The sequence below is a fragment of the Halopseudomonas oceani genome (assembly GCF_002903165.1).
In the GTDB taxonomy this organism is placed as follows: domain Bacteria; phylum Pseudomonadota; class Gammaproteobacteria; order Pseudomonadales; family Pseudomonadaceae; genus Halopseudomonas; species Halopseudomonas oceani.
Map to the genome: position 1 here is coordinate 61,496 of NZ_PPSK01000002.1, position 24,381 is coordinate 85,876.

The following is a 24,381-nucleotide window of genomic DNA, read 5'->3' on the forward strand; positions in this document are numbered from 1 at the left end:
CGGCCGGGGTGTCGCATTGCTTAGCAAATTCGGGAATGACGAGGATGTCAGAGTCAGCAGGCGAAGATCAGGCGCAGGGCCTGGTTGATCGGGCTGTAGCTGAAGGCGGTGCCTACGAGGTGCTGCACAAGCGGCTGCTGGAGCAGGGCCGGCAACTTGCCGGTCTGGCCGAGGCGCTGAATGCCCAGCGGCAGCAGGAGTTTGGCAGTCAGCCGATTGAAGTGATTGGTCGCACGCGCGTGCGCACCGAAAACAACTGCATCGCACGCGATATCGCCCAGGTCGGCGGGCTGATGCTGTTCGGCTACAACGTGTTTATCGGGCTCAAGCAGGAAACCCGGGTACAGGACGTTTTCTCCCTTTATCGGTTGGTTCAGCAGGATGGCGAGTACGACGCCCAGCCTGTTGATCTGGCCGGCAGCTTTCTGGCTGAGGCCAGCTTCGTCAACGACTTTGACGAGCTCTATCGCTATTACAAGAACACGCGGCTGCTGCAGCTGAGCGTGCGTGACGGCAAGTTGCTGGCGGCCTTTCAGATTGGCGAGCGGATCAGCGATGTGCGCGTCTTCCGCTGGTCGGTGTCCGCTGATGGCAGTCAGGTGCGCTACATCGATAACCGCGGTGAGCGTGACATTCAGTTGCCGCGCCCCTTTGATTTTGAGTGGACCGCTGCCGGCCGCGACGCTGTGGTGCAGGGCCGGCACTCGCATTTCAATATTCTCGATACCCTGTTTGTCGACACCCTGGGTGGTGATCTGACCGTCAAGGTAGAGAACAACACCGAGGATGGCCTGGGCATTTACCGCGAGCCGGTCGCCGACAAGACCCAGTCACTGAATGACGTGCAGATCGAGTACGCCCACCTAGGCACCCTGATTCTGCTGAAGGTGCTGCCGTACCGCGAAGAGCAATGGCGCTATCTGGTTTTCAATACCCTGACCCGCAAGGTGCAGCGCATCGATGCGATTGGGCAGGCCTGTGTGCAGCTGCCGGAAGATCACGGCATCATCTTCCCTGGTGGCTGCTATCTGCAGAGCGGTGATTACCGCACCTTTGATCAGTCGATGGAGGGGATGCGCTTCAAGCGTTCCGTTCGCTCGCCAAACGGAGAGGACGTTCAGTACGTTTTCTACCATCCCGAGCAAGGGCGTTCGGCGCTATTTACCTACAACCTCATCAGCCGCGAGCTGCAGAATCCGCTATTCGGTCATGGTCACGCGCGGTTGGCCGACGGGCGCATGGTCATTTTCTCATCGGAAGGAGATGAGCCAACCCGCATCCACCCGATGCAGATCTGGCAGACGCCGTTCTACACCGATGAACACGCTGCAGCCCAGCCCCAGCGTGGCGGCTTCTTCGGTCGTATTGGCAACGCTGAACTGGTGCGCGGGGTGTCCGACCTGCTCAGCCTGTCGCGTGAGATAGATAGTGACGAAGTCTCGCTGCAGCGTTATGCGCTGCTCTGTCAGGAGACTCAGCGGCTGTTCGATTCCTATTACTGGCTGAGTGACGATGCCTGTGGCGGCATTGCGCCGCTGCTGCGTCAGATAGCGTCCAGCGCGGCGATGGTGCTGGACGAGTTCGAGAAAGTCGAGAGCATACGACAGCAGTCTGCCAGGGCGATGAACGAGGCCAGCACGCGTCAGCGCGAATTGATGTCCGGACTCTCGACACAGGAATTTACCGAAGTCCAGACTTACGTTGATGCGTTGGGCGCGCTCAATGCACAGCGGGGCAAGCTGCTCACCATTCGCGAGCTTCGTTATATCGATGTTGCTCAGATTGATGAAATGGAAGCGCAGCTGCTCACCGAGCATGAGCGTCTGGCGGCGGAGGTATCCAGCTTCCTGTCGGGCGAGCAGGCGCTGGCTCCGTATCACCAGCAGCTGGAGCAGCTGGATGCCAGTGCCCAGCAGGCAGAGACCGTTACGCAGCTGGCCGAACCGTTGGAGCAGCTGACTGCGATGGCAGCGGGTTTGGACATGCTATCGGAGCTGATGGCCTCGCTGCGTATTGACGATGCGACCCAGCGTACTCGCGTGGTCGAAGCAATCTCGGAGCTGTATGCCAAGCTCAATCAATCCAAGGCACGGGCAGAGCTGCGTCGCAAGTCGCTTGGTTCGGCCGAGCAGGTGGCGCAATTTGGTGCTCAGTTCAAACTGTTCAGCCAGGCGATTACCAACGCACTGGCGCAGGCGCAGGACCCGGAAAGCTGCGATGAGCAATTGTCCCGTCTACTGGTTCAGCTGGAGGAACTGGAAAGCCAGTTTGGTGGCCATGAGTCTTTCCTGGCTGACATCCTCGATAAGCGTGAAGAGCTGCTGGAAACCTTTGAGAGCCACCGTCAGCGCTTGCTGGATGAGCGTCAGCGTCGCGCCCAGGGACTGCAGGACGCGGCTGTTCGCATTATCGACAGTCTGCCGAGGCGTACCGGCCGGCTGACCGAGCCAGATCTGCTTAATGCCTTCTTTGCGACCGACCCACTGATCCTCAAGTTACGCGAGCTGATCGAGCGCCTGCGTGAGCTGCACGATAACGTCAAGGCCGATGACATTGAAGCGAGGCTCAAGGGCGCTCGCGATCAGGCGGTGCGCGGGTTGCGCGACAAGCGTGAGCTATTCGAAGGCGGCGGCAACGTTATTCGCCTCGGGCCACGTCACCGCTTCAGCGTCAACGCCCAGGAGCTGGACCTGACTCTGCTGCCGCGAGGTGACTCGCTGAGCCTGCATCTGACCGGCACTGATTACTTCGAGCCGTTGGTCAATGATGAGCTGGATGCGCTGCGAGACTACTGGGATGGAGGCTTGTTGTCCGAGTCGCCATTGCTGTACCGGGCAGAGTATCTGGCAGGCGAGGTTATCGCCTTGGCGCAGCGCGCTGAAGCGGGCCTCAGTATGGCGTTATTGCACCAGCAGTTGCTGGAGCCGGAGCAACTGGTTCGCACGCTGCGAGAGGTGGCGACCCCGCGCTACCGGGAAGGCTATGAGAAGGGTATTCATGACCATGACGCTGCGCTGATCCTCGCACAGCTGCTGCCATTGCTTGATAGTGCCGGACTGCTGCGCTTCGACCCGCAGGCGCGGGCGCTGGCGATGTTGTTCTGGGCGCAGAATGTCGATACCGCGCTTATCTCCGGGTGGGCCGAGCGCGCTGCTGCCGTGCTGCAGATTCGGCAGCTGTTTGGTCGCTCGGAAGCGCTGTTGCAGCTGCAGGGTGAGGTTCAGTCTAGCTTGCAGTTGTGGCTTGAGGAGCGACTTGCTGAGGTCGACGCAGTCGTGCTGGAGGCTGGCGCGGCCTGGCTGGTCGAGTGGCTGGCTGAGCCCCAGCCGGTCTGGCAGTTCAGTCGCTATGCTCAGGAGTTGCGCGTCGGGCTGCAAGCGCACCTGTCACCCCTTGGCCTGTGGGACAGTTGCCGGCAAGCCGTTGAGCAATTGGCTGGATCGCCCGGGCAGCAATGGCAGTTTCTGCTGCATTGGTTTGGCGGCTTGTGCGAGCAGGAGGCATTTGCGCCGCTGCGCCGCTACGTGCCGGAAGCGGTTGCGCTTTGTTTGCTTGAATCGCAGGTTCAGGTGACGGTTGCGGAAGTGGATTTGCGCTTTGAGGTCTCCGGCTTGTTGGGACAGCACCCGCGCGTGCAGGAGGGACGACTGGTGTTGGCGGTCGATGAGTTCTTCAGCCGCTTGCGCCATCACCGTCAGCACTTCCAGCCCGGGCTGGGGCGTTATCAGCAGGTACGTCAGCAGATTCTTGACGAGCAGCGCAAGACTCTGCGGCTATCAGAGTTCAAACCTCGCCCGCTCTCTTCCTTTGTGCGTAACCGGCTGATCAATGACGTCTATCTTGGCGTCATTGGCGATAACCTTGCCAAGCAGATGGGCACGGTAGGAGAGGGGCGGCGTTCGGACCTCAATGGTCTGCTGATGCTGATTTCTCCGCCGGGCTACGGCAAGACCACATTGATGGAATACGTTGCCCACGCCCTGGGCCTGGTATTCATGAAGATCAATGGTCCGGCGCTGGGACATGAAGTGCGCTCGCTCGATCCGGCACAGGCGCCGGACGCAACGGCGGCGCAAGAGCTGGTCAAACTGAACCTGGCACTGGAGATGGGCAACAACGTGATGCTGTATGTCGACGACATTCAGCATACCCATCCCGAGTTTTTGCAGAAGTTCATCTCGCTCTGTGATGGCACGCGACGCATCGAGGGTGTCTGGAAGGGGCGCACGCGCACCTATGACATGCGCGGTCGCAAGTTTGCCGTGGTCATGGCCGGTAACCCCTACACCGAGTCCGGTGAGGTGTTCCGCATTCCGGACATGCTGGCCAACCGTGCCGACATTTATAACCTCGGCGACACCCTGGCGGGCATGAACGATGTGTTCGCGCTGAGCTACATCGAAAACAGCCTCACCTCAAACGCCGTGCTTGCGCCCTTGGCAGGCCGCGACCTGAATGATCTGTACCGGCTGGTGGCCAAGGCCGAAGGCAAGCCGTTCTCTGCCAATGAGTTGAGTTACGACTACAGCGCGGCCGAGATCAACGACATGGTTGCCACCCTGCAGCGCATGATGCAGTTGCGTGACGTGGTGCTGCGGGTCAACCAGCAGTACATCGCCAGCGCCGCGCAGGATGACCGGTATCGAACCGAACCGCCGTTCAAGTTGCAGGGCAGCTATCGCAACATGAACAAGCTGGCCGAGAAGGTCTCTGCGGTCATGAACGAGCAGGAGCTGCAGCAGTTGATCGATGACCACTACCAAGGTGAGTCGCAACTGCTCACCACTGGCGCCGAAGAGAATTTACTCAAGCTGGCTGAGCTGCGTGGCACCCTGAACGCAGAGCGTGCGGCCCGCTGGGAGCAAATCAAGGCGGACTTCCTGCGCAATCGCGCGATGGGCGGTGATGATGCCGAGGTCGGGCAGCGTGTGGTCGGCCAACTGAACGATCTGGTTCAGAGTGTTCGGGCGTTGGGAGGCAAGCAGGGCAGCGAGGTTGCGGTGCCCTGGGAGGAGCTGCTCGGCGCGTTGGACTCGCTGCACAAGCTGAGTCCCAAGGTGCGGGTGGTGATGCCGCCTAAAGAGCTGATCCAGCAGATGCTGGAAGGCCTGTCCGACAGCATGCGCGCCACGGTCACGCCGCTGGCTGAGGTCATGGATCGGCAGGTGCTGGCTGGACGCGAGGCGCAGACGCAGTTGCTCGACATTGTTCGGCAACTGAAAGTAGTGACCGTGGATGAGCAGGGTGGTGGCGAGCAATGATGGATTTTCAGCAACTGGACCAAGTTCTACGTGACAGCGTGGCTGATCTGCGCTTGAGCAACGAGGAGCGTGTCGAGCTGCGCGAACTGGGTGGTGGTCTTGAACCTGACCGCGTTCGCTTTTTGCGTAACCGGGCCTTTGCGCTAGTGCGCGAACTGGTGGCCGAGCCGGAGAACGTCTTGCCTGCTTTGAAGTGGCTTGAACAGGTGGTCAAGACGCTGGATACCTCGCAGGTCAATGAGGTGCAGGTGGCCAGTGCGCATTTCAGTCCGGGTGAAAGCTGCCGGCGGCGGATTCTGGACCTGTGTAACCAGGTACGTAACAGCCTAAACATCTGTGTCTTTACTATCTCTGATGACCGTTTGAGTCGCGCGGTGTTGGCCTGTCATCAGCGCGGGGTCAAGGTGCGGATCATCAGCGACCATGAAAAGCAGCACGATATGGGCAGCGACATCGCCATGCTGCGCGATGAGGGTATTCCCCTGCGGGTCGATCCGGGCCCTTATCACATGCACCACAAGTTTGCCCTGTTCGATGACCGGATCCTGCTCAATGGCAGCTTCAACTGGACACGCAGTGCCAGCGATTTCAATCAGGAAAACCTGTTGGTGATTGATCACCCACCGCTGGTGGCGGATTACGTACGAGAATTCGAGGGGCTTTGGCAGCGCTTCTCGGTCTGAGCGGTTCTGCGTCGGTGCGGCGGATGCGGTACACTGCCGCCCGGCTTCCCACAGGACCCTCCTCATGGCATTGCAGGCAACCCCCTACAAGGTTCAGCTGAACATTACCGATACCGACCTGGGTGTGTACGAGAACGTGCGCATGACGGTGGCCCGTCACCCGTCGGAGACCGAAGAGCGGCTGGCGGTTCGCCTGCTGGCCTACGCGCTTTGGTATCACGAGCGCCTGACGTTCGGCCGCGGGTTGTCTGATGTCGACGAACCGGCGCTGTGGCTGAAAACTCTGGATGATCGGGTTGAGCACTGGATCGAAGTTGGCCAGCCCGACGCTGAACGCATGACCTGGTGCTCACGTCGTGCCGGGAAGGTGTCGGTGTTGGTCTATGGCAACACCCGTGTGTGGATCAATAAGCAGCTTTCTGCCGTCACATCGCTGGCCAACCTGAATGTTGCTGCGCTACCTGACGAGCCGCTGCAGGCGCTGTCCACTGACCTGCCGCGCAGCATCGACTGGGGCGTGATGATCAGCGATGGGGTGCTCTATGTCAGCGACGGTGATCAGCAGCACGAATTGCCGGTCGAGTGGCTTCAGGGCGAGCGTTGAGCTGATGCAGATAGCAACCCGCCCGCTGCCCTCAGCGCTGCCCGCCCTGGGTAATCTGCCGCCATTGTTGACCCGTCTGTACGCTGCCCGCGGCGTGCTCAATGAGGCTGAGCTGGATCGGCGGTTGCAGGCGTTGCTGCCGTTCGACGGTTTGCTCGGTATCGATCGGGCTGTCGCGGTACTGGAACAGGCGTTGCGTGCCCGTCAGTCGATTCTGATTGTCGGTGACTTCGACGCGGACGGCGCCACCGCCAGCAGCGTTGCCGTGCTGGCGCTGCGTATGCTTGGCGCTGGGCGGGTCGATTATCTGGTGCCCAACCGCTTCGAATACGGCTATGGCCTGACCCCGGAAATTGTCGAGGTGGCTCTCGCCCGCTCGCCGGACGTGCTGGTGACGGTCGACAACGGCATTTCCAGCATCGATGGCGTTGCTGCGGCCAAGGCCGCCGGTCTGCAGGTAGTGGTCACCGACCATCACTTGCCGGGCGAGCAGCTGCCGGCAGCCGATGCCATCGTTAACCCGAGTCAACCCGGTTGCGGCTTTGCCAGTAAGGCGATGGCCGGCGTCGGGGTGATTTTCTATGTCATGCTGGCGTTGCGTGCGGCGCTGCGTGAAAGCGGCTGGTTTGTCGAAACTGGCCGAGCCGAGCCGAACCTGGCGGAGCTGCTGGACCTGGTGGCCCTTGGCACCGTGGCAGACGTGGTACCGCTGGATGCCAACAACCGGATTCTGGTGCATCAGGGGCTGGCGCGTATTCGTGCCGGCCGTTGCCGACCGGGTATTCGTGCCCTGCTGGAGGTGGCAGGGCGGCCGCGTGAGCGGCTGGTATCCACCGATCTCGGGTTTATTGTTGGTCCGCGATTGAACGCGGCAGGGCGGCTCGACGATATGAGCCTCGGTATTGAGTGTCTGTTGACCGACAACGAATCACTGGCGCTGGATATGGCGCGCGAGCTGGATGGCCTCAACCGCGACCGCAAGGCAATCGAACGCGACATGCAGCAGCAGGCGTTGAAAACGCTTGAAGGCATGCAGCTTGAGGAGGCGGACCTGCCGTTCGGCCTCTGCCTGTACGATGCCGAGTGGCATCAGGGCGTGATCGGCATTCTCGCCTCGCGCCTGAAGGACCGTTTTCATCGCCCGGTAATTGCCTTTGCCGACGCGGGGGATGGGATGGTCAAAGGCTCGGCGCGTTCGGTCAGCGGGCTGCATATCCGCGATGCACTGGATGCGGTAGCGGCGCGTCATCCTGAGTTGATCAGCAAGTTCGGCGGCCACGCCATGGCGGCCGGTCTGTCGCTACGGGAAGCCGATTTTCCGGCCTTTGCCGCGGCTTTTGACGCTGAAGTGCGTCGTCAGCTGGAGGCCGAGGATCTGACCGGGCGGCTGTTGTCCGATGGCGAGCTGGAGGCCGGCGACCTGTCCATGGATATTGCCGCGTCGCTACGCGAGGCGGGACCCTGGGGGCAGCACTTCCCGGAGCCGCTGTTTCATGGCAAGTTTCAGGTGTTGCAGCAACGGCTGGTCGGCGAGCGCCATCTGAAGCTGGTGCTGCGCCTGCCGGGCAGCACAGAACCGCTGGATGCGATCGCATTCAATATTGAGCCGCAGCACTGGCCCAATGCGGCCATCAACAAAGTGCTGCTGGCCTATACGCTGGACATCAACGAGTTTCGTGGTCGCCAGAGTCTGCAACTGATGGTTCGTCATATTGAGCCAGCAGATACGGTCTAGCGTACAAAGGGGATTGACCTGCTCTGCGCTTTTGGTTTTCATGCAGTGATACATAGAGCGAAAATGCATCACCATTCTTTCCGCCCGGGTCTTGCCGGGTGCGCTGGGGGCCCAGGCCGTGCCGGATCTGAAGCAGCAGTTGCTGAATATGCAGCGTCACCTCGGGTTGAACCCGAATGAGGTGAGGCAGCGCCTGCGTTTGCTGCTGATCAATGACGACGGCTTTGCCTGCCTGACTGCTCACCTCCCGGCGCTGGATCGGCTCCATCTTGAGTGCATTGATGCACTGTTCAGGCACTTTGAGCAATTCGACGAACCCGCCGGGTTGCTGGGCTATCCCGGTCGTTTGACGCTGCTCAAGGCGCAGCAGCAGAACTATTTTCGGCAACTGTTACGTGGCCCCTATGATCTGCAGTATGTGCGTCTGCGGCTGCTGGTGGGGCTGACCCACGAGCGTTTGGGTGTCGACCTCAAGTGGTATCTGGCGGCGTTTCACTTCTATCTCGACTTCATGCACCGGGCGATCAATCGCCAGTGGCACGCTGACCCCAAGCTTGCCGAGCAGTTGTACGGCTGCCTGCTCAAGGTAGCCTTCTTTGATCTGAGTCTTACGGTGGATACCTATTCCAGCGCTGGCAAGGTGGCGCTGCAGGCCAGTGAAGACCGTTATGCGCGAGCGGTGCAGGGGGCCAATGACGGGCTCTGGGAGTGGCATGTCGAAGATGACCGGCTGCACGTCTCTGATCGCTGGCTGGCCATGCTCGGGCTGGATGCGGCGCGTGCTCCGCGCACCCTGGCCGATTGGGCCAGCCTGATTCCTGAGGCCCAGCGTGGCGGCTTTCGTGCTGCGGTTCAGGCGCATCTGGATGGCCGTCAGTCTTATCTGCATGTTGAGTGCGAGGTGCGCGACAGCTGGGGACGGTTGATCTGGGTAATGATCCGTGGGGTTGCCTCGACCGACCTGCATGGTGAACACCTGTTGGCTGGGTCGCTGACGGATATCAGCCAGCGCAAGCAGACTGAGCAGGAGCTGGCCCACATGGTGCTGCACGATGAGCTGACCGGGCTGCCCAATCGGCAACTGGTCAGTCAGTTGCTGACTCAGGCGTTGCAGCGTCAGTCCAAGCCGGGGGCGCGTCATTCGGCTGTGCTGTTTATCGATCTGGATCGATTCAAGCTGATTAACGACAGTCTGGGACACCAGGTCGGTGATCAGGTGCTGATTCAGGTCGCCAAGCGGATTGAGCGTTGCCTGCGCCCGGGCGACCATCTGGCCCGTTTTGGTGGTGACGAGTTTGTCGTGCTGCTGGATGACATGGCGATGGCCGGTGACGCCGAAGTGGTTGCCAAGCGCATCATGCACGCGTTGCATTACCCGATCATTGCTGCGGCCCGGCGGCTGTCGGTCAGTGTCAGCATCGGCGTGGCGCCCCTGAACGGGCATGACGGGCAGCAGGATGTTCTGCGCGAGGCGGACCTTGCGCTCTACCGTGCCAAGGCGTTCGGCAAGTCCCAGCTGGCGCTCTACAGTGATGCGCTGCAAGAGGAAGCCAATCAGCGGCTGAATCTGGAAAACGCGCTCAGCGAAGCGCTTGCCCAGCGACAGTTTGAGTTGTTCTATCAGCCGATTGTGCAGGTTTCTGCCGGGCGCTCCCAGGTGGTCGGCGTCGAGGCTCTGCTGCGTTGGTGGCAGGGTACTCGTTTGGTATCGCCGGACGAGTTCATCCCCGTGTTGGAAGAGTCGGGGGAGATTGTCGAGGTCGGTGAATGGGTATTGCAGCAGGCCTGCACCCAGGTTCGTCAGTGGCACCAACAGGGGCTGGCCGGCCTGCGCTGTTCGGTGAACCTGTCCAGTCGCCAGCTGCAGGAACAGGGCTTTGCCAACCGGGTGGCACAAATCCTCCGCGAAACCGGTTTGCCGCCGTCCAGTCTGGTGCTGGAAATTACCGAGAGTTTGCTGATGCGCGATGTGCCCGACACGTTGGCAGCGTTGCGTGAGCTTGAGAGTATGGGTATCCGAATCGCGCTGGATGACTTCGGGACCGGCTTTTCGTCGCTGGGTTACCTGCACCGCTATCCGCTGCACATCATCAAGGTCGACAAGAGTTTCATTACCAAAGCGCCAGATGATGAGCGTTTGAAGGCGATCAGTCGGGCGATTATCGGGCTAGGCCGTGGGCTCGATATGGATGTGATCGCCGAAGGGATTGAAACCCCGGAGCAGATGGACTTTTTGCACAATGAAGGCTGCAACTTCGTTCAGGGATATTGGTTCAGCAGGCCGCAGTCGGCGCTGGATATCTACCCGATACTGGAGCAGCTGTCGAATCAGGTGCGGGCGCCGGAAGTGGGCTCGCTTGAGGCTGCTATAGTGCAGTGACTTTCAGCTGATCGGGCGGATTTCCAATGCGTCACTGGTTGCTTGCGTTCACGGCCGGGTTTCTGGCGGTTTTCTGTTTCCATCAACCTGCGCTGGCGCTGCTGCATGCCGCAGGTGTGGTCCCCTTTCCTGCCTTCTCGCTTGATCCGGTCGCGCCGCTGTCGGTGCCGGCAGTGGTGTCTTCCGCATTTTGGGGTGGGGTTTGGGGCGTGGTACTGGTTCTCGCTCTGGCGCGTATGGGCAAGCAACTGATCTGGCTCAAGGCGGCCTTGTTTGGCGGGATCGCATTGACACTGGTCGCGCTGCTGCTGGTTTTTCCACTCAAGGGGTATGGGCTGGACTGGCAGTTGTTTGTGCCGCGCTTTGCCATCGGTTTCATTCTCAATGCCCTTTGGGGACTTGGCGCCCTGGTGTTTCTGCGCGCCTTTGCGCCGCGGGCATGACAGCTGCACTCGGCGGCTGAATTCGGCTACAATGGCGGCTTTTTCCTGCCGGGGTCCGTCACCATGGAAATCAATCCGATTCTGAACACCATCAAAGACCTGAGAAGCCGCTCTGAAACCATCAGGGGGTATCTTTGACTACGATCACAAGCGTGATCGCCTGACCGAAGTAGAGCGTGAGCTGGAAGACCCCAGCGTCTGGAATGAGCCCGAACGGGCCCAGAACCTGGGCCGTGAGCGCTCACAACTGGCCGACATCGTTGGTACCCTCGACGAGATGAGTGGTGGCCTGGCTGATGCGGGCGAACTGCTCGAAATGGCCGCCGAAGAGGGCGATCAGGGCGCGGTCGATGATGTGGTAACCGAGCTCAAGCGTCTGCAGGAGGCGCTGGAGAAACTCGAATTCCGCCGTATGTTCAGCGGCGAGATGGATGCCAATAACTGCTATCTGGATATTCAGGCTGGCTCCGGTGGTACCGAAGCGCAGGACTGGGCCAACATTCTGCTGCGCATGTACCTGCGCTGGGCGGACCAGCACGGGTTTGATGCGGAGATTGTTGAGCTGTCCGAGGGTGAAGTGGCCGGCATCAAGAGTGCGACCGTGCACATTCGTGGCGAATATGCGTTCGGCTGGCTGCGCACCGAGATTGGCGTGCACCGTCTGGTGCGCAAGAGCCCGTTCGACTCCGGTAACCGTCGTCACACCTCGTTCTCGGCGGTCTTTGCCGCACCCGAGATCGACGATGATATCGAAATTGATATCAACCCGGCAGACCTGCGGGTGGATACCTACCGCTCTTCCGGGGCGGGTGGTCAGCACGTTAACACCACCGACTCGGCGGTACGGATTACCCACATTCCGACCAACACCGTGGTCAGCTGCCAGAACCAGCGTTCGCAGCACGCCAACAAGGACCACGCAATGAAGATGTTGCGGGCCAAGTTGTACGAGCTGGAAATGATGAAGCGTTCCGAGGCCGCGCAGGCACTGGAAGACACCAAGTCCGACATTGGCTGGGGACACCAGATCCGCTCCTACGTGCTTGACCAGTCGCGTATCAAGGATCTGCGTACCGGTATCGAGAACAGCAACTGCAACGCGGTACTGGATGGCGATCTTGATGAATTCATCGAGGCCAGCCTGAAAATGGGCCTATAAACCGGCCGCCGCACGGCAATCCGCCATGGCCCGCGTTGCGGGCCAACAACCGAATTGATTTTTTCCGGGATTCATCGATATGACCGACCAGCAGCAAGACCTGCACGCCCAACACGAGGAAGAAAACCAGCTGATCGCCCAGCGCAAGGCCAAACTGGCCGCTGCCCGCGAACAGGGTATTGCCTTCCCTAACGACTTCCGCCGCGACAGCCTGTGCGCTGATCTGCAGAAAGCGTATGAGGGCAAAAGCAAGGAAGAGCTGGAAGCGGCGGCGATCCCGGTCAAGATCGCCGGGCGTATCATGCTCAACCGTGGTGCCTTTATGGTGCTGCAGGATACCTCCGGCCGTCTGCAGGTCTACGTTGACCGCAAGGGCCTGCCGGCCGAGACCCTGGAAGCGATCAAGACCTGGGATCTGGGCGACATCATTGCCGCTGAAGGTACCCTGGCGCGCTCCGGCAAGGGCGATCTTTATGTGCATATGAAGGACGTGCGTTTGCTGACCAAGTCGCTGCGCCCATTGCCGGACAAGCACCACGGTTTGACCGACACCGAGCAGCGTTACCGCCAGCGCTACGTTGACCTGATCGTCAACGAGGAAGCGCGTCATACCTTCCGTGTGCGGTCGCAGGTGATTGCGCACATCCGCCGTTTCCTTAATGACCGTGGCTTTCTGGAAGTCGAAACTCCGATGCTGCAGACCATTCCGGGCGGCGCGGCGGCCAAGCCGTTCGAGACCCATCACAACGCGCTGGATATGCCGATGTTCATGCGCATCGCGCCGGAGCTGTACCTCAAGCGGCTGGTGGTCGGCGGTTTCGAGAAGGTGTTCGAGATCAACCGCAACTTCCGCAATGAAGGTGTCTCGACCCGTCACAACCCCGAGTTCACCATGCTCGAGTTCTATCAGGCCTACGCAGACTATCGCGACAACATGGACCTGACCGAAGAGTTGTTCCGCGAGCTGGCGCAGGCGGTGCTGGGCACCACCGACGTGCCCTACGGCGACAAGGTATTCCACTTCGGCGAGCCCTTTGTGCGTCTGTCGGTGTATGACTCTATCCTCAAGTACAACCCGGACATTACCGCCGACGATCTCAATGACGTCGAGAAGGCCCGTGCCATCGCCAAGAAGGCCGGCGCCAAGGTGCTCGGTCACGAAGGTCTGGGCAAGCTGCAGGTGATGATTTTTGAGGAGCTGGTTGAACACAAGCTGGAACAGCCGCACTTCATTACCGAGTACCCGTTCGAAGTATCGCCGCTGGCCCGTCGCAACGACCAGAACCCGAACGTCACTGACCGCTTCGAGCTGTTTATCGGTGGTCGTGAGATCGCAAACGCCTACTCGGAGCTTAACGACGCCGAAGACCAGGCCGAGCGCTTCCTCGCCCAGGTGGCAGAGAAGGACGCCGGTGACGACGAAGCCATGCACTACGACGCCGATTTCGTCCGCGCGTTGGAATACGGCATGCCGCCGACCGCAGGTGAAGGCATCGGTATCGACCGTCTGGTGATGCTGTTGACCAACTCACCGTCGATCCGTGACGTCATCCTGTTCCCGCACATGCGGCCAGAAACGGCCTAGGCGGCTTCGCCGCCAGCTGCAAGCTTCAAGCGGCAAGTAGTTCGTGTTGTCCAGGACTATGATGAGCATCAGATTGTCCGCGTAGTCCGCGAGATTGCGTGAATGCACGGACAGCTTGTAGCTTGCGGCTTAAAGCTTGCAGCTGCGACCAAAGGGAGCCACCCGTGAAACAGAGTGAGCAGTATCAGCTGGTCATCCGCAGTCTGTCTGATCGGATTGTCGAGGCGCAGGCGCCGATTCGGGTTTTGGATGCGATCAAGTGGGACGACAACATCCGCGACACCTTCCTCAAGAAGCGCTGCAAGGCGCTTCCTGATATCAATCCCGACTACTACGCCCAACGCCCGCTGGGTTTTGATTCGGCGGAGCGGCGGCAGATCTTTCAGGATATCGAGCGCGATATCACCCGTCAGCTTGGCAGCTTCAACCCGGTCGGTCAGATCATGCGGCGGATGTGCCGTGAGTACCGGACGGTCATCCGTATGTTGGAAGCGCGTGGCACCCGGGATTTTGGTCTGATCTCGCAAGAGCTTTACGGTGCGGCGTCGGACGCCTTTCACGCAGGCGATCCGACACTGACTGATCTCGGTATCATGCTCAGTGAGTCGCTGAAGAATATCGCCCGTACCGAGCTGGTGCGCGAACCGAAGACCATAGCGGCGCCGGACGCCGTAGGCATTCTGCAGGCGAGGATGAACGAGGCGTTTCCGGACGACCAAGCGGTGCGTGTGTTCGAGTCCGATGGGATCGTTGCCGACGCGGCAGCGGGCGCTGACTACATCAAGATTCGCAGTGATGCGATGTTCAATCAGCGTGATCTGAATCTTCTCGCCGTGCACGAGGGGATGGTGCATGTTGCGACCAGCCTGAATGGCCAGCACCAGCCGATCTGTACGTTTTTGGCCAAGGGGCCGCCGTCCTCGACGGTAACCCAGGAAGGGTTGGCCATCCTGATGGAGGTGCTGACATTCAACTCCTATCCCGCGCGGCTGCGCAAACTGACTGACCGAACCCGGGCGATTCAGATTGCCGAAACCGGCGGGGATTTTCTTGATGTCTTTCAGTTCTATCGGGATGAGGGCTATTCCCGTGACGACAGCTACAACAACACCAGTCGAGTGTTCCGTGGCTCGGCCAGTAATGGCCTGCCGTTTACCAAGGATCTGGTCTATCTGAAGGGCTTTATCCTGACCTACAACTATATTCAGCTGGCGGTGCGCAAGGGCAAGTTGCAGCAGATTCCGCTGTTGTTCTGTGGCAAGACCACGCTGGAGGACATGCGCACCCTGGGGCAATTGGTGGACGAAGGGCTGGTGGTGCCACCGCGCTACCTGCCTGCGCCCTTTGCTGACCTCAACGCCCTGAGCGCCTGGATGTGCTTTTCGGGCTTTTTGAACAACCTCAGTCTGGACCGGGTCGAAGCAGACTACGCCAACATTCTTTAATCGGAGTATTCGATGTCGCAAGCGCAGGAAGTCAACAAGCTGCCGATCATTCTCACGGCCATCATTACCGTGATTGCCACCGTTGCCGTGCTGCACCTATACGGCTATCTGAATTTCGTCAATCCGGAAAAGGGTCTGGAGCTCGCGGACTATCGAGTAGTGACTGTGGGCTCGGAGGAGGCCGGTAGTCTGCGCCGTAATCCGGCCAAGCACGAGGCCGAATGTGTTGACGGCGTTCTGGTGCTGCATGCCAGCAACATGAACGGGCTGTCCGGGGTGCTCAAGGACAGCCGCGACCGCGTGGTGCGTTGCATCAATCAGGCTGTGCCGCTGGCGGAGTAACCTATGACCGAGCGGGCAGTGCAGTTGGAAGCAGGCTGGCTTGACGTTCTGCAGGACGAATTCGAGCAGCCGTACATGCAGCAGTTACGTCGGTTCCTGCAGGCCGAGAAGGCAGCTGGCAAGGTCATTTTTCCGCCGGGCCCGCTGATCTTCAACGCACTCAACTCGACGCCGCTGGACAAGGTGCGGGTAGTGATTATCGGGCAGGACCCGTATCACGGCCCCGGGCAGGCACACGGTTTGAGTTTTTCGGTGCCGCCGGGGGTGCGTACGCCGCCGTCGCTGCAGAATATCTTCAAGGAAATCAATCGTGACCTCGGTTTGCCGATACCGCCGTACGGCTGCCTGCAGTCCTGGGCTGAACAGGGTGTGCTGCTGCTCAATGCGGTGCTGACGGTCGAGCAGGGGCAAGCGGGCTCGCACGCCAAGCGTGGCTGGGAACGTTTTACCTCGAGGGTGATCGATATCATCAACGAGCGCCGCGAGAACTGTGTCTTTCTGCTTTGGGGCAGCTACGCCCAGCGCAAGGGGGAGCAGATTGATCGAGCCAGGCACTGTGTGCTGACCTCGGTGCATCCCTCGCCTTTGTCGGCCCACCGTGGGTTCATTGGCAACGGCCACTTTTCCGCGGCGAACGACTATCTTGTCAGTAAGGGGTTGGCACCCATCAACTGGAGCTTGCCAGACCCTCCCCGGTAACTGTCTGAAGACTGCTGGAGATTGTCATGGAACACGCACTGCAACCCTACACCGCGCTGGTTCCGCGCACCGACAAGCTGGTGGTACAAAAGGCCGGCCACACGGCGCTGGTCACCATCGATAACCCGCCAGCCAACACCTGGGACTCCGACACCCTGCACGGGCTGCCGGAGCTGCTCAACCACCTCAACGATGACCCGGATATCTATGCGCTGGTGCTCACCGGGCGTGGTGAGCGCTTCTTCTCGGCCGGTGCCGACCTGAAGATGTTTGCTGATGGCGACCCGGCACGGGCTCGGGAAATGGCCAGGCTGTTTGGCTTGGCGTTTGAGGCGTTGCGTGATTTTTCCGGGGTTACCATCGCGGCCATCAACGGTTACGCCATGGGCGGTGGACTGGAGTGTGCACTGGCCTGTGACATCCGTATTGCCGAGCGCCAGGCCCAGCTGGCGTTGCCCGAGACGGGGGTAGGGCTGCTGCCCTGTGCGGGTGGGACGCAGGCACTCGCCTGGCTGGTTGGTGAGGGCTGGGCCAAGCGGATGATTCTCTGCGGTGAGCGGATCGACGGCGTGCGTGCCGAGCGTATTGGGCTGGTAGAGGAGTGTGTCGAGCAGGGACAGGCGCTAGGTGTGGCGTTGCGGCTTGCGGCGCAGGTTGCGCGGCAGAGCCCGGCGGCGGTGCATTTTTGCAAAGAGCTGATTCAGGGTGGCAGGGACCAGCCGATTAACACGCTGCTGGCGCGTGAGCGAGAGCGTTTTGTTGATCTGTTTGAACTGGAAGATACCGTGGAAGGCGTTAATGCCTTCCTTGAGAAGCGACCGCCGCAGTGGACGCGACGGTGACTCAGGCCTGACCCGCAGCTGACTCAGGCGAGCAGCTGCATGGCGGCTTCCATTTCTGCCGACAGGTCTTCATCTTCCTGTTCTCCGGCGGGATCCAGGCCCAGCTTGGCGAAGGCGGGGATGGCGCTCCAGTCCATCTGGGTAAATGGGTGCTGGGTGCCGGCCAGTGACTGCAGTACCGCGACCTGGACGACGTCGGCATAGTCGACACTCGGTGAGTTGCGTTTGAAGTCCAGATGCTCTGACGGTACGTGGCGCAGTGGCTCCGGGAAGTCCCAGGCCTGCAGGATGCGGTCACCGAGCACAGGATGGATGCGCTCGATGACCAGATTCAGGCTGATCGAGTCGCGCAGCAGCTGCGAGTTGTCTTCTGCATAAGCCAGAATGGGCAGTACGCCGATCTGATGGACCAGGCCCGCCAGGGTGGCTTGGTCTGGTTTCAGCTTGGTGTAATGGCGACATAGGACATGGCTGATGCCCGCCACTTCGGTACTGCGAGTCCAGACTTCACGCATTTTGCGATCGATAACATCGGAGGTCGCCTGGAACATCTGCGACATCGCCAGACCTGTGGCCAGGTTGGCGGTGTAGGTGATTCCCATCCGATTGACCGCCATAGACAGATCGGTGATCTCCTGCCGGCTGCGCAGCAGTGGGCTGTTCACCACCTTGATCAGGCGGGCACTAAGGGCCGCGTCGTTGCTGATTTCCTTGACCAGCAGAGGGATGCTGACATCCGGATCTTCGGCGGCTTCACGCACGCGCAGGGCAACTTCCGGCAGTGTCGGCAGCACCAGCTGGTCTTTCTCAATGGCCTGGATCAATTCGTCCTGGACGCGCTGGGCAAGATCGGTCATCTCGTGTCCCTTAGTCTGTGTTATTCGGCTTCGGCGGTGGTCAGTTCGCGTTCATAGGGCAGATCGGCAAGGCTGATCAGTGGCCCGTCGCTGTCACCGGCGCTCAGTGTGGTCAATTGTGCCGCATCCTTCTGAAGAACAGCCAGCATTTCTACCGCCTTGCTGCCACGGGCGGCCATGACGACTTCGCCAACAGCCTTGCCGCTGTCGCGGTCGACGATTTCGGTGCCGGGAGGGGGCAAGGCCTCGCCAGCCATCAGCAGGCGATACATGCGGCGCTTCAATTTGCCCAGATACTGCATGCGCGCGACGATCTCCTGGCCGGTATAGCAGCCCTTGCGGAAACTGACGCCGCCCAGTTGCTGGAGGTTTAGCATTTGCGGAATAAAGCTTTCGCGTGTCGGCCCGGTGACTTGGCCGACGCCGCTTTGAATTTGCTGCAACAACCATTGGTTCAGGCTGACCGGGCTGGCGTATTGGCACAACTGATCGAGTAGCTGTCCGGCGCGTTCGGTTGGGACCCAAAGCGAACAGGCGCCGCCTGGCAGTCCAATGGCGAACAGGTTGTCTTTGTGCACCACTGCGCCATTGGTCGGGAGAGTGAGGCCGCAGTTTTGCAGGGCAGCGTCAGCCGCTTCGCCCCAGATGCCAAAGCCGATCCACTTCTCGCTCTGGTTGGTCAGTTGGCACTTGTAGAACACGGCGTATTTGGCCAAATCCGCCAGTTGGGATTCAATCAGCTCGTGAGCGAGGCTCAGCATTACGCCCTGATCGCTGCGCCAAAGGCGAAAGCTGGACTGCATACGCCCCTTGGGGTTGCAGCGGGCGCCCAGCGAGCTGCTATCAGTGCTGACGGTTTTAAGGTCGCAGGTGATCTGGCCCTGCAGGAACTTGTCGGTGTCGGCGCCGTCAACGGCAATGATGCCTTCGTGGCTCAGCCAGCTGACGCAGGTGGCGCAGTCTGCCCGGTCGTCAGTGAAGCGATCGGCTAGGTCGGGTAGTTGAGTCATACCTGTCGTTGTTCCATTGGTTCAGGTGGTACATCATAGGGGCAGGGCAGGTGCTTGTCAGGCTCTGCTTGCCGTTATAATGCGGCTTTTACCAAGCAGTTCAATCCTCACTGTGGAGTTGCCGATGTCGGCCGATATAGAAATGAAGCGTTTGTTCTGGCACAGCCGCCGCGGCATGCTGGAGCTGGATGTATTGCTGGTGCCCTTCCTGCAGGAAGTGTACCCGACGCTGGAGGCGGACGATCAGCAGCGCTATCAGAAGCTGCTGGAGTGTGAGGATCAGGATATGTTTGGCTGGTTCATGCAGCGTGGCAAGCCGGAGGATCCGGATCTGCGACGCATTGTGGAGATGATTCTGGATCGTGTACAGCCCGACTGAATTTCTGCTGTTGCGCCGCCAGCCTTCGCGCTGGCTGGCATTGGCGTTGGCGCTGATGGGGCTGCTGGCCTGTATCGGCGTGGTGCACAGTGCCTTGAGTCTTTGGCCGAGCCTGCTATGTGTGCTGTTGGTGGCGGTTTACTGCAGCTGGATCTGGCCGCGGCAGGTCAGCCTGAGTCATCCGCACTCGGTCACCGGTTTACGTTTTGATAGCGACGGTTGGCATATCTTGCGCCGTGACGGCTCCGAAGCGGCGGCGCGGCTGCTGGCTGATACCTATGTCAGCGCAATGCTGACGGTGGTGCGCCTGCGTGAGCCAGGTCGCTGGTGCCCGGTGTCAGTGGTGCTGCCTGCAGACGCTGCCTCCGAGGAGAGCCTGCGGCGGCTGCGACTGCGGCTGCGGTTCAGTCGCCAGCGCTGGGCGGCTGCAGAATAGTATCCAGCGCTTCGTCCAGCTGTGCCGGAAAGTCCAGGGTGTAGTGCAACCCTCGGCTTTCATGGCGCAGCATGGCCGAGCGGATGATCAGGTCTGCGACCAGGGCGAGGTTTCGCAGCTCCAGCAGATCACGGCTGACCCGGTAGTTGCTGTAAAACTCGTGAATTTCCCCGCGCAGCATGTCGACCCGGTGTTTGGCCCGTTGCAGTCGTTTTGAGGTGCGTACGATCCCCACGTAGTCCCACATGAAGCGGCGCAGCTCATCCCAGTTGTGCGAGATGATCACATCTTCATCCGAGTCGGTAACCTGGCTCTCGTCCCAGTTGGGCAGATTCTCCGGCATCTTGGTATTGGCCAGCTTGTCGAGGATGGCACTGCTGGCCGCACGACCGTAGACGATGCACTCCAGCAGTGAGTTGCTGGCCATACGGTTTGCGCCATGCAGGCCGGTAAAGCTGGTTTCGCCAATCGCATAAAGCTGTTCAACGTCGGTGCGTCCGCTGCTGTCTACCATCACGCCGCCGCAGGTGTAGTGTGCTGCGGGCACCACCGGAATTGGCTCCTTGGTGATGTCGATGCCGAATGCCAGGCAGCGCTCATGCACGGTCGGGAAGTGACTGCGGATGAAGTCGGCCGGTTTGTGGGTGATGTCCAGATAGACGCAGTCCAGGCCCAGGCGTTTCATCTCGTGGTCAATTGCACGGGCGACGATATCCCGTGGCGCCAGTTCGGCTCGCTCATCGAAACGCGGCATGAAGCGTTCGCCATTGGGCAGGCGCAGCAACGCGCCTTCGCCTCGCAACGCTTCGGTCACCAGAAAACTCTTGGCTTTCGGGTGATACAGGCAGGTAGGGTGGAACTGATTGAACTCCATGTTGGCAACTCGGCAGCCGGCGCGCCAGGCCATGGCAATACCGTCGCCGGAGGCGCTATCGGGGTTGCTGGTGTAGAGGTAGACCTTGCTCGCTCCGCCGGTCGCTAGCACGGTAAAGCGCGCAGCAACGGTTTCGACGTGGCCCGTCGAGCGGTTCAGGATATAGGCGCCGAGGCATTGATTGCCGTCGCGGCCGAGCTTCTGGGTGGTGATCAGGTCAACCGCAACCCGGTTGTCCAGCAGCTCGATATTGGCGTGCTCTTCGGCGCGTTGCAGCAAGGTATTGAAGATCGCGGCGCCAGTAGCGTCAGCGGCGTGAATGATGCGGCGATGGCTGTGCCCACCCTCGCGGGTCAGGTGGAAGTCGTCGCTCTCGCTACCGTCTTCTCTGCGCTCGCGGGTAAAAGGTACTCCCTGCTCGATGAGCCAGCCGATGGCATCGCGGCTGTCGCCGACAATTTGCCGCACGGCATCTTCGTGGCACAGACCGCCGCCTGCGATCAGCGTGTCCTGTACGTGAGCATCAACGGTGTCGGTGTCGTCGAGCACGGCTGCAACGCCGCCTTGAGCCCAGAATGTGGAGCCCTCGGACAGCTGGCCCTTGCTCAGAACTGCGACCCGCAGGTCGCTTGCCAGGTGCAGCGCCAGCGTCAGACCGGCGGCGCCGCTGCCGATGACCAATACATCGTATTGCCGTTGTTGAGTCATTGCGTTTATTGCACTCAGTGCTTGCGAGGCGTCCTAGTATATAGAAGCTGAGTGCCTCACAATACTGCCACCCATGGGGGAGTGCTTCGGGCATCACTGCGGTTGATAAAAGTGATGGCCTATTGCATTCAAAGGGGAACTTTTTTTCATCGGTCGTGCTCCTAATCCTGTACCTGAGTGAGGGGAGAACTTTTGGTTACATCTTGTGTCTACGATAACAACGCCGGTCACGGACTTCGAAGAGTGGTTCAGCGATGACCGGGCAGAGTGATCAGCAGCTGGTTGAACGAGTGCAGAAGGGCGATAAGCGCGCCTTTGATCTGCTGGTGCTCAAGTACCAGCACAAGATTCTCGCGCTGGTGACTCGTTTCGTGCACGACAGTCACGAAGCGCAGGATGTCGCTCAGGAAGCTTTTATCAAGGCGTACCGGGCGCTCGGGAATTTTCGCGGAGACAGTGCGTTTTATACCTGGCTCTATCGTATTGCGATCAATACGGCGAAGAATTACTTGGTGGCGCGCAATCGCCGCCCACCGGACAGCGATATTGCTGCAGACGAAGCGGAGTATTACGACGGCGACAGTATTCTCAAGGACATTCACTCGCCCGAGCGCGATATGTTGCGCGATGAAATCGAGCAAGTAGTGAACCGAACCTTGCAACAGTTGCCTGATGATTTAAGGACGGCTTTGACCCTTCGTGAATTTGAAGGGTTGAGCTACGAAGATATTGCGAACGTGATGGACTGCCCGGTCGGTACAGTTCGGTCCCGGATTTTCCGGGCGCGGGAAGCAATCGACAAAGCCTTGAAACCGTTGCTTGAGGCATAGGTTTTCAAGGTGGGGTGCAACGCAGTGAGCCCAATGGGCCAACAGCAGAGGTAAAGCAATGAGAAACGAAGTCTTGCAGGAGTCTCTTTCCGCGCTCATGGACAACGAGGCTGACGAACTGGAAGTGCGCCGTGTTCTCCAGGCCACCGAGCAGAATCCGGAGCTGCGTAGTACCTGGTCGCGCTATCAGCTGGCACGTTCGGTAATGCACAAGGAGCCGTGGCAGGGTTCGATCGACCTGTCGGCAGGTATTGCAGCCGCCTTGCACGACGAGCCAGCCGTGCAGATGGCACCTGCAGCGTCGGCGACCAAGACGGGTTCGGCCATTTGGCGCAACGTCAGTCGGGTGGCGGTCGCCGCATCGGTCACCCTGGCGGTGCTGGTTGGTGTACGTATGGTCAATCAGGGCGAGGCGCCCAATGGCGCTCAGATGACTGCTGCGACCATGCCGGCACCCTCCATGCTGCAGGCTAATCCGACGGCGCGTTCGGGCGCTGTTCTGGCGGGCTATTCGCAGACCGGTAATGCGGGCGCAGAGCCACTTGCCCCTGCTCAGGCACCTTCGGCCTGGCATGAGCAACGCATTGGTCGTTATTTGCGCGAGCACGCCGAAGCCAGCGCGCAGGCAGCCAGTCCGCAGCTGATTCCCTATGCCCGAGCTGCCAGCATGGAAGGCCGCTAGTGGTCGGGTGTCGACGTACGCTGAGCTGCTGTTCCCTGGCAGCTCTGCTGATCTCGCCACTGACCCAGGCCCGCGATGCCAGCCAGTGGTTGCAAGGGATGGTTGATGCAGTAGGGCAGCAAAGTTACTCAGGCGCATTTGTTTACGAGCGCTCTGGCAGTTTCAGTACCCATCATATTTGGCATCGTGCTGATGACGACGGTATCACCGAGCGACTGCTGCGCGCCGATGGCGAGCCCCAGGAGTGGGTTCGCCGGGATGGACAGGTGCAATGCGCCAGCTCCTTCGCGGCGGTTTCCGGTTGGCACGGCGATGCGCCGGCCACTCTGAATCCGGGGCGGCTCGAGCGCTGGTATGCCCTTGATGTGCTCGGCAAGACGCGGGTTGCCAACCGTCCGGTGACCGTGGTCGCCATGAAGCCGCGCGATTCCTTTCGTTACGCCTACGAACTCTACCTTGATGATCAGACCGGCATGTTGCTCAAGTCTTTGCTGATCAACGAGCGTAATGTCCTGCTCGAGCGCTTCCAGTTTACGGATGTGCATTTTGGCGAGTTGGACGATGATCAGCTGGAAGCGGGGCCTGGGTGCCTTGCTGTGGCCGAGCCGCAGCCCGAAAAGCTGGTTGATACCTCGGGCTGGGAGCCGGGCTGGTTGCCGCCGGGTTTTACCGCCGGAGCGCCGATTGTCCGTGCTCTCGCCAGTAATGAGTCGCCGGTCATGAGCCAGGCTTACAGTGACGGGCTTGCCCGGTTCACCCTGTTCGTCGAGCCGCTCGGGGAAGGAGCGTTGGCCGAGGATCTGCTGGCGCAGCTGGGGCCAACGGTAGCGGTCAGCCGCCGCCTGCAGATTGATGGTACGGGCTATTTGGCAACTATCGTTGGTGAGATTCCCCCGGCAACGGCCGAGCGTATAGCCGCCTCCTTTCCTCATTCTGCAGGGGAGATCGCGCAGTGATTGAAGAGCGCGGGCGGGTCTTGAGTGTTGAGGCAGGCGCTGTGTGGGTGGAAACCGTGCGCACCAGCACCTGTGGCTCTTGTGCAGCCAAGGCAGGTTGCGGTCAGGCATTGCTCTCCAGGGTAGGTTCTGGTGCCAAGCGCGGCTTTATTCGTGCGCTGACTGATCGGCAATGGCAGATTGGTGATGAGGTGTTTATCGGTATTCCCGAAGACGCCGTCGTACGTGGCGCCCTTTGGGTGTACATGGTTCCGTTGCTCGGACTGTTTGCCAGTGCTCTGCTGGCGCAGGCTGCGGGCGTGGCGGAGCCCGGCATGATCGGCGCAGCCCTACTGGGCCTGGCTGCCGGTTTTGCAGTGGTGCGTTGGCATGGCCAGCGAGCGCAGCGTGATCCGCAAATGATGCCGCAGGTGTTGCGCTCTGCCGGGCAGGTGATGCCCTTCGCTCCGGAGGGGCGGCTGAACGGTTGAT

Annotated in this window: 21 protein-coding genes; 18 read left to right on the forward strand and 3 right to left on the reverse strand. The window is 60.4% G+C overall.

The features are described 5' to 3' along the window. Positions 1 to 44 precede the first annotated feature (44 nt). The 12 genes from C1949_RS02505 to C1949_RS02560 all read left to right on the forward strand — a co-directional run bounded on the left by C1949_RS02505 (position 45) and on the right by C1949_RS02560 (position 17,178). Positions 45 to 5,261, forward strand: coding sequence for a DNA repair ATPase (locus tag C1949_RS02505; protein WP_104736909.1), 5,217 nt, complete (start codon positions 45 to 47; stop codon positions 5,259 to 5,261). Beyond that, a complete protein-coding gene (locus tag C1949_RS02510; protein WP_104736910.1) occupies positions 5,261 to 5,944 on the forward strand; it encodes a phospholipase D-like domain-containing protein in 684 nt (227 codons plus the stop codon). The genes C1949_RS02505 and C1949_RS02510 overlap by 1 nt, the downstream gene beginning before the upstream one ends. 64 nt (positions 5,945 to 6,008) lie before the next feature. Next, complete coding sequence (locus C1949_RS02515) at positions 6,009 to 6,548, forward strand: YaeQ family protein (protein ID WP_104736911.1); 540 nt, start codon at positions 6,009 to 6,011, stop codon at positions 6,546 to 6,548. Positions 6,549 to 6,552: 4 nt separating this feature from the next. Continuing rightward, positions 6,553 to 8,283: a single-stranded-DNA-specific exonuclease RecJ gene (recJ, locus tag C1949_RS02520; RefSeq protein WP_104736912.1), complete on the forward strand. Its 1,731-nt coding sequence runs from the start codon at positions 6,553 to 6,555 to the stop codon at positions 8,281 to 8,283. 118 nt (positions 8,284 to 8,401) lie between these two features. Further along, positions 8,402 to 10,663 carry a putative bifunctional diguanylate cyclase/phosphodiesterase gene (locus tag C1949_RS02525; protein WP_229744479.1) on the forward strand — a complete coding sequence of 754 codons (2,262 nt, stop codon included), beginning with the start codon at positions 8,402 to 8,404 and terminating at the stop codon, positions 10,661 to 10,663. 26 nt (positions 10,664 to 10,689) lie between these two features. After that, positions 10,690 to 11,106: a hypothetical protein gene (locus C1949_RS02530; RefSeq protein WP_104736913.1), complete on the forward strand. Its 417-nt coding sequence runs from the start codon at positions 10,690 to 10,692 to the stop codon at positions 11,104 to 11,106. Between the two features lie 63 nt (positions 11,107 to 11,169). Beyond that, a protein-coding gene (gene prfB, locus C1949_RS02535) for a peptide chain release factor 2 (protein ID WP_104736914.1) occupies positions 11,170 to 12,265 on the forward strand; the annotation gives its coding sequence in 2 pieces (ribosomal slippage) (positions 11,170 to 11,241 and positions 11,243 to 12,265; 1,095 coding nt in all). 79 nt (positions 12,266 to 12,344) lie between these two features. Beyond that, a complete protein-coding gene (gene lysS, locus C1949_RS02540) occupies positions 12,345 to 13,850 on the forward strand; it encodes a lysine--tRNA ligase (protein WP_104736915.1) in 1,506 nt (501 codons plus the stop codon). Positions 13,851 to 14,014: 164 nt separating this feature from the next. Then, on the forward strand, positions 14,015 to 15,295 hold the full coding sequence (locus C1949_RS02545; RefSeq protein WP_104736916.1) for a flavohemoglobin expression-modulating QEGLA motif protein: 1,281 nt from the start codon (positions 14,015 to 14,017) through the stop codon (positions 15,293 to 15,295). Between the two features lie 12 nt (positions 15,296 to 15,307). Continuing rightward, positions 15,308 to 15,637, forward strand: a complete 330-nt coding sequence (locus tag C1949_RS02550; RefSeq protein WP_104736917.1) for a PA3694 family proteiin — start codon at positions 15,308 to 15,310, stop codon at positions 15,635 to 15,637. A gap of 3 nt (positions 15,638 to 15,640) precedes the next feature. After that, positions 15,641 to 16,336, forward strand: coding sequence for a uracil-DNA glycosylase (ung, locus tag C1949_RS02555; protein ID WP_104736918.1), 696 nt, complete (start codon positions 15,641 to 15,643; stop codon positions 16,334 to 16,336). Between the two features lie 26 nt (positions 16,337 to 16,362). Further along, positions 16,363 to 17,178, forward strand: coding sequence for an enoyl-CoA hydratase (locus C1949_RS02560; RefSeq protein ID WP_104736919.1), 816 nt, complete (start codon positions 16,363 to 16,365; stop codon positions 17,176 to 17,178). Positions 17,179 to 17,201: 23 nt separating this feature from the next. Here C1949_RS02560 and C1949_RS02565 read toward each other — a convergent pair whose 3' ends face one another. Beyond that, the gene (locus C1949_RS02565) at positions 17,202 to 18,035 is read right to left on the reverse strand and encodes an HDOD domain-containing protein (protein ID WP_104736920.1); all 834 of its coding nucleotides are present in this window, start codon (positions 18,033 to 18,035) and stop codon (positions 17,202 to 17,204) included. A 20-nt stretch (positions 18,036 to 18,055) separates the two neighbouring features. Continuing rightward, positions 18,056 to 19,045 (reverse strand): CAF17-like 4Fe-4S cluster assembly/insertion protein YgfZ, encoded by a 990-nt coding sequence (gene ygfZ / locus C1949_RS02570; protein ID WP_104736921.1) that lies wholly within the window; start codon positions 19,043 to 19,045, stop codon positions 18,056 to 18,058. A 124-nt stretch (positions 19,046 to 19,169) separates the two neighbouring features. Here ygfZ and C1949_RS02575 point away from each other — a divergent pair, with 124 nt between their 5' ends. Continuing rightward, a complete protein-coding gene (locus C1949_RS02575; RefSeq protein WP_104736922.1) occupies positions 19,170 to 19,424 on the forward strand; it encodes an FAD assembly factor SdhE in 255 nt (84 codons plus the stop codon). Next, entirely contained in the window at positions 19,408 to 19,860 is a 453-nt protein-coding gene (locus C1949_RS02580; protein ID WP_104736923.1) for a hypothetical protein, read from the forward strand. Before C1949_RS02575 ends, C1949_RS02580 begins: the two co-directional genes overlap by 17 nt. Here the strand turns inward: C1949_RS02580 and nadB are convergent. After that, the gene (nadB, locus tag C1949_RS02585; protein ID WP_104736924.1) at positions 19,829 to 21,442 is read right to left on the reverse strand and encodes an L-aspartate oxidase; all 1,614 of its coding nucleotides are present in this window, start codon (positions 21,440 to 21,442) and stop codon (positions 19,829 to 19,831) included. The genes C1949_RS02580 and nadB overlap by 32 nt on opposite strands. 254 nt (positions 21,443 to 21,696) lie before the next feature. Between nadB and rpoE the strand changes: the two genes are divergently transcribed. The 4 genes from rpoE to C1949_RS02605 are packed head-to-tail and all read left to right on the forward strand — an operon-like array spanning position 21,697 to position 24,380. Further along, a complete protein-coding gene (gene rpoE, locus C1949_RS02590; RefSeq protein WP_104736925.1) occupies positions 21,697 to 22,272 on the forward strand; it encodes an RNA polymerase sigma factor RpoE in 576 nt (191 codons plus the stop codon). A 58-nt stretch (positions 22,273 to 22,330) separates the two neighbouring features. Beyond that, positions 22,331 to 22,954, forward strand: coding sequence for a sigma-E factor negative regulatory protein (locus tag C1949_RS02595; protein ID WP_104736926.1), 624 nt, complete (start codon positions 22,331 to 22,333; stop codon positions 22,952 to 22,954). Then, positions 22,954 to 23,910 (forward strand): MucB/RseB C-terminal domain-containing protein, encoded by a 957-nt coding sequence (locus C1949_RS02600; RefSeq protein ID WP_268236182.1) that lies wholly within the window; start codon positions 22,954 to 22,956, stop codon positions 23,908 to 23,910. The genes C1949_RS02595 and C1949_RS02600 overlap by 1 nt, the downstream gene beginning before the upstream one ends. After that, positions 23,907 to 24,380: a SoxR reducing system RseC family protein gene (locus tag C1949_RS02605; protein ID WP_104736927.1), complete on the forward strand. Its 474-nt coding sequence runs from the start codon at positions 23,907 to 23,909 to the stop codon at positions 24,378 to 24,380. The genes C1949_RS02600 and C1949_RS02605 overlap by 4 nt, the downstream gene beginning before the upstream one ends. Position 24,381 lies beyond the last annotated feature (1 nt).